Annotated in this window: 9 protein-coding genes; 1 reads left to right on the top strand and 8 read right to left on the bottom strand. The window is 39.9% G+C overall.

The annotated features are described in order from the left end of the window. Entirely contained in the window at positions 1–1179 is a 1179-nt protein-coding gene (locus VTHSUH11_RS09095) for an MFS transporter (RefSeq protein WP_008603175.1), read from the top strand. 147 nt (positions 1180–1326) lie between these two features. Here VTHSUH11_RS09095 and VTHSUH11_RS09090 read toward each other — a convergent pair. The 8 genes from VTHSUH11_RS09090 to fusA all read right to left on the bottom strand — a co-directional run bounded on the left by VTHSUH11_RS09090 (position 1327) and on the right by fusA (position 12040). Continuing rightward, a protein-coding gene (locus tag VTHSUH11_RS09090; RefSeq protein ID WP_105093445.1) for an IS3 family transposase occupies positions 1327–2768 on the bottom strand; the annotation gives its coding sequence in 2 pieces (ribosomal slippage) (positions 1327–2180 and positions 2180–2768; 1443 coding nt in all). A 155-nt stretch (positions 2769–2923) separates the two neighbouring features. After that, positions 2924–4177, bottom strand: coding sequence for a C4-dicarboxylate transporter DcuC (gene dcuC / locus VTHSUH11_RS09085; protein ID WP_105086387.1), 1254 nt, complete (start codon positions 4175–4177; stop codon positions 2924–2926). Positions 4178–4333: 156 nt separating this feature from the next. Continuing rightward, complete coding sequence (locus VTHSUH11_RS09080) at positions 4334–5578, bottom strand: M20 family metallo-hydrolase (protein ID WP_105093444.1); 1245 nt, start codon at positions 5576–5578, stop codon at positions 4334–4336. A gap of 125 nt (positions 5579–5703) precedes the next feature. Next, on the bottom strand, positions 5704–6999 hold the full coding sequence (locus tag VTHSUH11_RS09075) for an amidohydrolase (protein WP_105093443.1): 1296 nt from the start codon (positions 6997–6999) through the stop codon (positions 5704–5706). 206 nt (positions 7000–7205) lie between these two features. Further along, positions 7206–8147, bottom strand: coding sequence for a DMT family transporter (locus VTHSUH11_RS09070; protein ID WP_105093442.1), 942 nt, complete (start codon positions 8145–8147; stop codon positions 7206–7208). Between the two features lie 90 nt (positions 8148–8237). After that, complete coding sequence (locus VTHSUH11_RS09065; protein ID WP_105093441.1) at positions 8238–9167, bottom strand: DMT family transporter; 930 nt, start codon at positions 9165–9167, stop codon at positions 8238–8240. 5 nt (positions 9168–9172) lie between these two features. Further along, complete coding sequence (locus tag VTHSUH11_RS09060) at positions 9173–9649, bottom strand: NanQ anomerase/TabA/YiaL family protein (protein WP_105093440.1); 477 nt, start codon at positions 9647–9649, stop codon at positions 9173–9175. 324 nt (positions 9650–9973) lie between these two features. Further along, on the bottom strand, positions 9974–12040 hold the full coding sequence (fusA, locus tag VTHSUH11_RS09055; protein WP_105093439.1) for an elongation factor G: 2067 nt from the start codon (positions 12038–12040) through the stop codon (positions 9974–9976). Positions 12041–12083: the final 43 nt, after the last annotated feature.

The raw sequence follows: 12083 nt of genomic DNA, 5'->3' as shown, positions 1-12083 counted from the left end.
TTGGAAACGTGGAAACGAACGGTGTACATTTGCGCATTCTGCATATTCTTCATGTCCCTCGGGATTAGTCAGGTAAGCCCTATTCTCCCTCTATACTTCCATGAAATGGGCTTAAGCGATACAGGATCGATAGCACAATGGTCCGGTGCCTCCATGGGCATCACCTTCCTCATTGTCTGCTTAGCAGCTCCCTTCTGGGGCCGATTAGCAGACCGTAAGGGACGTAAGATTACCCTCATACGCTCTAGTCTTGGTATGGCTATATGTAGTATATTATTGGGCTTTCAGACTACACCAGAAGGTGTGTTCCTCGTTCGTACATTGCAAGGGTTAGTAAGCGGTTTTTACCCCGCATCGGTAACACTTATCGCGTCAGAAACACCGCAAAACCATACAGGTTGGGCTCTAGGGATTATAGGATCCTTTAGCCTTGCAGGCTCACTAGCCGGTCCGCTTGTAGGAGGGTATCTCAGTGATGTAGTAGGTATTCGAAATGACTTCTTTATCATCGGGGCCCTTATGCTTATCTCCTTTGGCTTGACGGCAATGCTGGTACATGAAAACTATGTTCCAAAGCCACTTGTTGAGAAGCAAACCTTTAGAAATCTAAAAACTCACTTACCTGAGTTTTCTAGTTTAGTCGCTTTATCTGCAACCTCCTTCCTGTATGCCATTTCGGTTACCGCCATCTCCCCCATTATGACGGTTTACATTAAAGGAATGCTACCAAGCAATACGGAAAATATAGCCTTCATATCTGGTGCTGTGTTCTCTGCCATGGGTATCGCCCAATTCTTTAGTAGCTCTCCACTCGGGAAATTAGTAGACCGTATAGGCCCTAGAAAGGTGCTCATCTACTCGATGATCTATGTAGGTCTACTCAATATACCGCAAGCCTATGTGGACTCTGTGTATGTACTTGGGTTTATCCGTTTCTTGCAAGGTTTTGGGCTAGGTGGTATGTTACCTGCGCTCAATACCTATTTAGCATCAAAAACACCTAAGGAATATACGGGACAAGTATTCTCGTACAATCAGTCTTGTTTGTCTATGGGTTACTTTCTAGGCTCCTTTGGTGGTTCCATCGTAGCCGCTCAATTTGGCTTCACAACCCTTTTCTGGGCATGTAGCCTTACCTTTATCGGCGCTGCCCTATGGGTTGCGTTAAAACTAAAGTAACGCCGTAATACAACGAAAATAGTGCAAATGCATTAAAGAAACTATATAAACAAATAAAAAGAGCTGTTCTCAGAACTCAGATGTGTAGTGACCCCAAAAAGTTAGACTTTTTATTCCGAGTAACCAAAACTGGTTGCTCGGAATTTTTTATGCTGCAGTAGTAGCTAAACGATAGTCAATTGGACTTAGCCAGTTCAATCTTTCCTTAATTCGTTTAGTATTGTAATACATAATATAGTTTTCAATCGCCATTTTTAACTCATCATAGCTATGAAAAGTATTGCCATAATACAGCTCTTGTTTTAAGATGGCAAAGAAATTTTCCATTGGTGAATTGTCGAGACAATTACCGTTTCTAGACATACTTTGGAATATATTATGCACTTTTAAATTATGTTGATACGCTTTCATTTGGTAACCCCAACCACGATCAGAATGAAATGTCCGCCTATACTTAGCATCAGCAGTCTTTTTAATTGCCTGTTTCTGTGCTGAAAGTATAGACTCAGCTGATGGTGTAGGACTTATACTAAAACTGATAATTTCAAGATTATATAAATCCATAAATGGATCTAAGTATAGTTTTCTGACTTTCAAAGCACCATTTGCATCTAGTTCATAATACTTAAATTCAGTTGTATCTGTAGTAATTTTTTGATGTGGTTGATTACAATGGAATCTACGCTTAATGCGATTAGGTGCAATCCGTCCTTTAACACCTTTATATGAGTTATATTTTCGGCTCTTACGAGAAAATGCTATTACTTGCAAATTGAACTTTTGCATAATTCGTTGTAATCGTTTCTTATTAACAACAATACCTCGTGATTGTAACAAGGGTAACAATCTTCTATATCCATAGTTGGGATGGTCTTTACGAATAGCTTCAATAGCTATTCGTATTTGTAGATCTGGATCTACTCGGTCAAAGCGCTGTTGCCAGTACATATATGTTGCTTTTGGAAAACATAAGGCAGCAAGAATCTCAGTTAGTTTGAATTCTCTTCGGAGACTGCTAATGATTCTTGCTGTTCTTTCATTTTCCGAGCATCCTCGAGGCGCAATCTCCTCAATTCTTTTAAATAGGCATTCTCTATTTGAGCATAGCGTAATTGTTTTTCCAGTTCTAAAATACGAGCTTGCTCTGGTGTTAATTCTTTTTTCTTCTTTTGGTTACGAGATTTAGTATGTGTGCTAATCTTTGCTTTTTCATCTGTTCGACTCATGGTAGGTATTCGTCCTTTCGGTCGCTCGACAAAAGTATTGGCCCCATATTTCATAAAATCCGATTTCCAGCGAGCTATTAATGAAGGATTATTCAGCCCGTATTGTAATGCAATTTGCCGATACGATAATTCACTAGTTAAGTATGACTCTACCACAGCTAGCTTAAATTCTGAAGTATATCTTGTATTATGTCGCTTTCGACACAAACCATCTTTACCAAATTCTTTAAATGCACTAATCCAACGACGAACCTGCGATGTAGTCTTTACACCATATTTCTTAGTTAAATACTCATATCCACCCTCGCCATTTAGATATGCGGTAACGACTTTTAATTTAAATATAAGGCTATATTTTGCCATAGAAAAACCGACCTCCTTAACGTTAAGATTTTTGGTCTAACATTAAGGGGTCGGTTCATAATGGGGTTCTTTTCTTGTGAATTTTAAATTTAAGGCCGTTGAGCAGATGCGCTTTATAGCATTACAACTGCACAACTACTTTCATCTAATTATAATTATAATAACAACAGCATAATCACTACTGTAGCAATAATACATGGTACAGCATTACGTTTTGCCATTTCCATAGGGTTAATACCTGCAAGACCGGCAATGATGATACCTGCACCTGCTACTGGACTCATACTACGACCGATGCCAGCACCCAATTGGGCCATGGAGCCGAGTTGCATAATGCCATAGCCAAAGTCTGCCGCATGCGGTGTAACAGCTCCGTTAAATGCAAGGGCTGCTGCATTACCAGAACCAGAGATAACAGCTAATAAGAATGGACCAAAGGCTGCACCAATTTGAGCGATTTGTTGAGAGTTCTTCATGCCATCAATGAGTGCACTTGTAAGGCCGATATATTGCATACCAGCTGTAAAGGCTGCAGCAGCAGCCATAAGACCTACTACATCACACATGCCATCGCCAGTACCGCGGAAAAATTTCTTAACTGCTTCCGTTACATTCGGACGTACGGCAATAATACCGATAGCTGTACCAATGAGCATAGATACAGGAACAGAAATTTCAGGAATCACTGCTACTTGTTTACTACCGAGTACGAGTAATACAAGCGGAATGATTGGGATGATAGCATATAAATAATTTACTTTAAATTCTTTACCTTCTTCTTCGTTAGCATCTTTCAATACATATCCTGTATGCTCTTTCTTAACGATAGCTACGATATTGAGCAAGATAGCTGCTACGACAATGCCAATAATGGCTTGCATAGAGAAGCTCGCAATAACGGTCATTACATCTTCACCAGCGAGTTGTGCTACTTGAGGGTTAAACATAAGACCAGGACTCAATGCACTACCCCAAGTCCCTAAGAAAATAGCAGAGCCTGCCATCGCTGGATGCACACCGGAGCGAATAAGTGCAGGAATTAATAGAGCACCTACTGCAGCTGCACAGCCTGCCGCTGTAGGCAACGCAATATTGATCAAGAACGTAATAATAACAGCACCAGGAATGATGATTTTAGTCATTTTTTTTAGGCCTGCAGAGATGAAATATACCATGTGCTCTGTACATTTTGTATATTCCATAACATAACTAAAACCAAGTACTGTACAAATAGTTGGTACAAGACCTGGATTTGTAAGCTCTTTTACAAAGGCTGTCGTACCAGCACCAATCTGTCCACCAATAAAGCACATTAACAAGCCCGATAATAACAACACGAGCCGTGTTTCAAACTGTTTAATAATGGCGATAAACGTTGCCACTACGATAACAATACCAGCAATAACCATAATCTCTCCAATCCATGTATTCCCTACCAATAGCAAGTATTCTTTGCCATTCTATTACGGAATACACCCTTCTAACCACGTAAAACATGATATCTTAGATAGTTAACACAAATCTAACTAAATTATATGTACATCAAATATTACACCGCACTCAACCTAGTTAAGTTTAGTACTTTCTAAGCTAAGCTTTCTTAGCACCGTGTCTAATATCTTAGCTCCCGTAACGATGTCATCCATATCTGCAAATTCAGCCGGATTATGGCTGATACCTTCGCGGCATGGAATAAAAATCATTCCTGTAGGAACATCATCAGCCCAATGCATGGCATCATGACCAGCACCGCTTGACATAGTCATATAGTCTACGCCTACAGACTGAACAGCCTCTTCAATTTCTCGAATCATTGCTGAATGCATCGCCACCGGATGATCTTGTGCAACAGGCTCAATCATATAGGATAAGCCTCGTTTCTCTGCAATAACATCAATAAATTCCTTAATGAGGGCAACTACAGAATCTCGGGCCACCTTAGAAATACTGCGAATATCTACGCCCAGTTTAACGGCCCCAGGAATAACGTTCATCGCTCCTGGCACAACCTCTACTACACCGACTGTGCCCACTACTGGAGGCTCTTCTTGCATGGATGCAATCTCTTCAATACCGAGAATGATTTTAGAAGCCCCACAGAGCGCATCATGACGCAAGTTCATTGGTGTGGCCCCACTATGATCCGCATTACCACGAATGGTTACATAGAACCGTTCTGGTGCAGCAATCCCTGTTACAATGCCGATGGGTTTAGCTTCGTGCTCTAACACTTTACCTTGTTCAACATGAATTTCTGTGAAAGACTTTACAGGTCTCTTATATTCCATATGCTCAATAGCATCTGGATTTAAATTACGCTCTTTTAATGCGTCATACAAGGAAATGCCTTGTTTATCTACTAAGCGATGTAAATCTTGCAATGTCAATTCACCACGCATAGCTTTACTGCCTAATGTGGCTGCTCCAAAGCGGCTAGACTCTTCACACATAAAGTCTACTACTGCAATGGTATGGTCATGTTCAAAACCATCATCAATCATACTGCGAACCGCTTCGATAGCAGATAATACACCCACAACACCATCATAATTGCCCCCATTAGGCACGCTGTCCGTATGAGAACCAACCATGACAAACGGTAAATCAGGATTCTTACCTACCTTATAGCCAATGACATTCCCAAAACCGTCTGTTTCTACAGTTAAGCCTGCGTCAACCATGCGTTTTATAATATATTGGCGGCCTGCCCAGTCTGCATCGGTGAAAGCAATCCGATTAATGCCTTCACCAGGTGCAGTTAACTGTGCCATAGCCTCAAAATCACTAGCTAATCGCTCTCGTTGAATCATATAACACCTCACAATCTAATACCTATATTACACATAATATATAGGTCCACTATACATATTCTTGATGCATACATCTATATAGTTATACATCTATAATGTAATGTATACATCATAATCAATATAGTCTATTTTAAATAGTGAGTAGCAATTGTCCCTAATGCAATAATACCATTTAGCATGTCTTCTTCATCAATATCGAATAATGGATTATGATGAGGCGCCTTAATGGCAGAACCTAACACCATATATGTTGCGCGACCGCCACGATCGATAACGCGATTTAAGAAGTACGCACAGTCTTCGCTGCCACCACCGCTATAATCAAACGGAACCTCTTTAAAAATACCTAATGGTTCAATGATAGATTGTACTTCGCGAGCTAAATCATCACTGATATGTCCAGCCGGTGTTTCACCTTGCTTCGTAATTTCAAAAGTGCAATCATGCATTTCTGCAGCACCTTTAATAATCGTTTTAGTGCGTTCAATCATATAATTGTTGATTTCTGTTGTAGCTCCGCGCGTTTCCAGCTTAAGAACCGCCACATCAGGTGTAACATTACGGCCTGTACCACTTTCAAACACACCAACATTCATGCGAGATGCACCTTGGCTATGGCGTGCAATGGCTTGTAAATTTAAAACCGCTGTACACCCTGCAAGCATGGCATTCTGTGCTTTCTCAGGAGATCCACCAGCATGAGCAGAATATCCGTGGAATACGGCATCAAGTTTTGTAGTCGCCAAAAATCCATGATCACTGCAAGCAAAACAGTTAGATAATTTTTCATTAAATCCAATATGCATACCGAACATTAAATCCACATCATCTACGACACCTGCCTCGGCCATCGCCTTAGCACCGCGTACACCTTCTTCAGCTGGTTGGAATATGAGCTTAATGGTACCCTTAAAATTATCCTTGTGGGTTGCCACATATTCTGCCAAGCCAAGTCCCATTGTCATATGTGTATCATGACCACAAGCATGCATCGCCTTATCATGACAAGAACGGAAGCCACCTTTTGCAGGAATATGACAAGCCTCATTGGACTCAATTACATCATTAGAGTCCATATCAGCACGAAATGCGACAACAGGACCATCATCACTGAACTTCATAGTTGCTACTATAGCAGTTTTACCATAGCCCATCTTTTCTACAAGTTCTGGATTAGCTCCCTCATCAATGGCACGATCCATAGCGGCTTTCATCACTTCATCACTAGGTAATCCCATACGAGAGTTTAAATCGAGCACTTCTAAGCCCAATGCCACATCATAGCCCAATGAAATGAGTTTATCTGCAACCTTGGCTGCAGAGCGGTACTCAAGCCACGCTGGCTCTGGATACATATGAAAATCGCGGCGCATAGCTATAAACGCATCACGACGCTGTTGTACAAATTCCTTAATGTCCATAATTATCTCCTTAATAAAGCTAAATCTATCTACTTCTACTATATGAATAGATGTAGGAATAGTCAACAAACGGAACTATGTATACAGTATAAATCGAATACCACCTTACATAAAATGACAAAAACCTATATTACTATGACAAAATATGATAATCATAGCTATATAGGTTTTAAAAGTAATCAATTTATGTTTAAGACTCATTGAATCTAAGCAATTTCTTCTTTATTAAGTTTTTTCAATACATCTCGTTTAATTTGTCGTTGTCTATCCCAAGCAATAATAAATACGGTAGCAATGATACAGAACATTCCAAATATACCTACCAAAGTAAATCCATTACCTAGTAAGGCCCATCCAAATATGGCTGCCGAGATTGGCTCTAATGAAGATAAGATAGAACCTTGCACTGCTCCTATGCGCCGCACACCTTCTATATATGCATTAAAGGATACAACGGTGCCTAGAATTATAATCGTAAACAAACCGAGCCAAGTCATGCCATCCCAAATTGCTTCCGATTCAATTTGTTGGAAAACAGCTACAGATAAAATACCACAGATAAACATGGCAAATCCCACTATAGATGTGGTGCCATATTTTTTTAATAGTTCAATAGGTTGCAACGTATATACACAAATACTAGCAGCAGATATAAGTCCCCAAAACAAGGCGTCTCTATTAATAGTGGATATATCTAACCCTTCTTGAGAAACAATACATATAGTACCAGTCAGTGCAAGCAGAACACAACAAAATTCAGCTGGTGTTGGCTTTTTAAAATATCGTAAGAATAAATAAATAATGAGCAACGTCGGTGCTACGTATTGTAATACAGTAGCCACGCCTACACCTGAAATAGCGATAGCTTTAAAATACGAGTACTGTGCCAACGCAATACCTAATAAACCGAATATGAGGAGTTTACCAAAGTCTTTTGGATATTTAAATATATCAAAAATGCGTATCCCATCCTGCATATAGGCGAGTAGAATTGTTAATAAACCTGCTATAAGTAACCGCACTTCTAATAGCCACTCTACATTTAAATGTTTTGCACTCTCAAGGAATTGTACTGACGTACCTGAAAGCCCCCAAAAGAGCGCTCCCATAATGGCGAGCCCCATGCCTATCCACTGTTTCTCTTCCATACATCCTCCGCTTACAAATGCTTTCATAATATGTATCATGATAACAAAAAGGCCCCCATTCTACAATACATAGAACAGAAACCTTTCACATTAAACAGTATTAGTATTTTCAGTCCTTTCAGGCTGCGGTTTACGACGTTCAAGAGCAATGATAATAACGGTTACAATAATGAGTACCATCCCTAAAATGCCTAATAAACTAAATTGATTTCCTAGCAATGCCCAAGACAAAAATGCAGCCGAAATAGGCTCAACAGATGATAGGATAGCCCCTGAAACAGCACCAATCCGCTTAACCCCTTCTAAGTAGGCATTAAAGGATACGATAGTGCCAAGGAATACTACATTAAAGCATCCTACGATAGTCCACACATCCCATACTGCGTAAGAATGGGGCTGATGAAATAAAACTGCTGCTACGAGACCACTAATGAGCATACCAAAACCTACAATAGGAATTGTCCCATAGGTTGCTAGTAATCGTACAGGGGAAACACTATATACAGCTACGCCCACGGCAGATAATAAGCCCCAGAATAAAACATCACCACGGAAGCTTTCAAAAGAGAATCCATCGTTCCCCATTAAACAAATAATACCGACCAATGCGAGTATGACGGAAATAATTTCACCACGAGACGGCCGTTTTCCATACCTCATTAACATATAAATGATAATCATAGATGGTGCTAAATATTGTAATACCGTCGCAATGCCTGCCCCAGCAAGAACAATAGCTCTAAAATATGTATACTGACATAATGACATGCCAAAAACGCCAAAAATTATAAGACCTAACGTATCTCTAGCGCTACGAAACACATGAAATACGTAGTTTCCTTGTCTAAACCACGCATAGAGTACGGTCAAAAGTCCAGCCGTTATCAATCGCATGGTAATAAGCCACTCTAAATTCATGTTGCGGAAGTTTCCTAAAAATTGGACCGATGTACCAGACACCCCCCAAACGATAGCCCCTAGCAAGGTTAAGACAATACCTATAACTTCATATCGCTTCATGGTACTTATTCACCTAGTAGAGATACATGGACCTTAACAACAACCTTACGAATACTAATAGGCTTATCGTTAACGGCTAGTAGAGGACGGTGGATATCAGAGGGAAAGAAAACCGTATAATACCCTTCTGGACAGTGAATAGTCCCTTCATCAACAGATTCGTTAGGGTAGAAATAGCAATCTCGTTCGGGATAAGATTCAATCGGTTGTACTCGCCCATGGTCTACAAAAAAGCCCATGTTTTCTTCGCCACTCACCATAAACTGAATATCTATATAATTTTTATGAGACTCTGGCTTTGTAGTTTCAAATAATTTTGTTTCCACATCATCTACATTGGCGTACATCATATCGCCCTCGATAGCATGACGACCTCCAGATAAGGATTTTAAATCTGTGTGCTTTAAGAAATCAAGAGCACGAACGATGGCTGCAGGGTATCCCATTTTTGTATAATCTGCATGTATACTTGAAAAAAACATAGGTACATCCTTTCTATATAAACCATAGTGCATAAAACACCATACATACGATCAATTATTAATCTATTTGTATTGATTTTATACTTCTATGGTAGCACATATGCGCCTTGGCTTCCATATAGGATTACGCAAAACAAACCCTCCATACGCTACATATATGGAGGGTTCGTAAAGTACTATTCAAATTTATGACTTACGTCAATGATTGTTATACATATGAAATTGTATATTAAGTTTCATATTAAGTTTTATATTAAGTTGTATATGAAGTTGTTAGTAAAATGTCAATTCTCAATGAAATTAACTTCGTGGACAGTTTTTACATTAATCTTGTTCCTGGAAAGCAGCAATTATTTCATCTGCTTGTTTGTGAGGAACCTCTTCATAACTGTAGAACTGACGATTAAATACGCCTTGTCCTTGCGTCATGGAACGCAATACAGTTACATAGTCTGACATTTCTGCCAATGGTACTTGTGCTTTAACAACAGATATACCCGTTCTTTCACTTTGTTCCATGCCTAATACACGACCTCGACGGCTATTTAGATCGCCCATAATGTCACCCATGAAAGCATCTGGTGCAAACACGTTAACTTCATAGATTGGTTCTAATAGGACTGGTTTCGCCTTAGGAATTACATCCTTGATAGCCTGTGACGTAGCTACTTTAAATGCTAACTCTGAGGAGTCTACAGTATGGTAAGATCCATCCAAGAGTGTCACTTGCACGCCAATCATAGGATATCCCGCAATTAAGCCTTTATCTAGGGTTTCTTTGGCACCCTTTTCCACTGCTGGTATATATTGTTTTGGTACAGCACCACCAAAAATCTTATCTACAAAGGCAAACTCTTGACCATCAAACAATGGGTCAACTTGAATTTTAACATGACCATATTGACCATGACCGCCACTTTGCTTTTTATATTTTGATTCTGTTTCTGCAGAACCCTTAATAGTTTCACGATATGGAATATATGGTTTTACAAGTTTAGCTTGTACACCGTATTTACGGTCAATCTTGTTGAGAATGTGTTCTAAATGCACCTCACCCATGCAGTTAATTTGTAATTGACGTGCTTCTGGATTTTTCACAACTACACAAGTTGGATCTTCTTCAGCTACTTTTAAAACAGCACCCGCTAATTTTTCCTCCTCACCTTTTTTCGTTGGTTCTAAAGCCACAGTATACAAAGGTTGAGGGAAACGAATTGGGTCGTACTTCACTTTAAAATCAGGAGTTGTCAAAGTATCGCCTGTTTTTGCATTAGCTAATTTCGGTATCACTACGATATCGCCAGCTTTAGCAGCAGATACTGGAATTTGTTGCTTCCCAATAAGGGTAACCATCTTACTCCATTTTTCTTCGGCACCTTGATTTACATTGAAAAGCTTATCGCCTTCCTTAAGTTCACCAGAGAAGATACGTACAAAACTTTGTTTGCCTGCGAATGGGTCAAGCAATGTTTTAAACACAAATGCTGTTAATGGTTTATCTACATGTACCACAACTGGTTCATCGGACCCTGCTTCAACAGCAGTCATAACCTTTTTAGCAGCATCTGGCATATACCGAATCATTCGGTCCAATACTTGATCTAAGCCAATCCGAGATGTGGCACTACCACACATGATTGGGCACACACGGCCACTAATCATCCCTTCGCGTAGACCTTGACGAATTTCTTCTAATGAAAGCTCTTCGCCTTCTAAATATTTTTCCAACAATTCATCGCTACCTTCAGCCGCGGCCTCTACGGTCATTTCCCGTATTTCTTGAGCCTTTTCGATAAGGTGAGCTGGTACAGCGATTTCTGTTGGTTGGCCGTCCTTATAAGTAAACGCAGTCATTTTGGCTACGTCTATAACACCTTCAAAATTGGCACCTTCGCCAATTGGAATTTGAAGTGGCATAATTGCCTTGCCAAATAGTTCACGCATACGTTCAATAGTGCCAAAGAAATCGGCGCCATCAACGTCCATTTTGTTAATAAATGCCATACGTGGCATTTGCAACTCAACAGCATAATCCCAAGCACGTACTGTATCTGTTTCAACACCAGTTGTAGCAGACAATACCATAAGCATGCCATCACAAGCACGCAATGCAGCACGAACTTCACCATGGAATTCATTGTAGCCAGGAGTGTCAATAAAATTAACCTTGTGGTCATGCCACTCACATGGTGCCATGCCCAACTGGATTGTTACATTACGTTTAATTTCTTCAGGTTCAAAGTCCATAATATGTTTGTTATCTTGGCCTTTACCTACAAAATCAACAGCACCAGAGGTTAATAATAAAGATTCAACAAGAGCAGTTTTCCCTGCCCCATCATGGGACACTACAGCTACGTTACGAATCTGATCACTACTATATTCTTTCATCGGAATCGCCTCCTTATAAGAAACTATTTGGTGTTCTTGCTAT

The organism is Veillonella tobetsuensis, assembly GCF_002959935.1.
Lineage (GTDB): Bacteria > Bacillota > Negativicutes > Veillonellales > Veillonellaceae > Veillonella > Veillonella tobetsuensis.
This window is presented reverse-complemented; position numbering and strand designations above follow the sequence as displayed.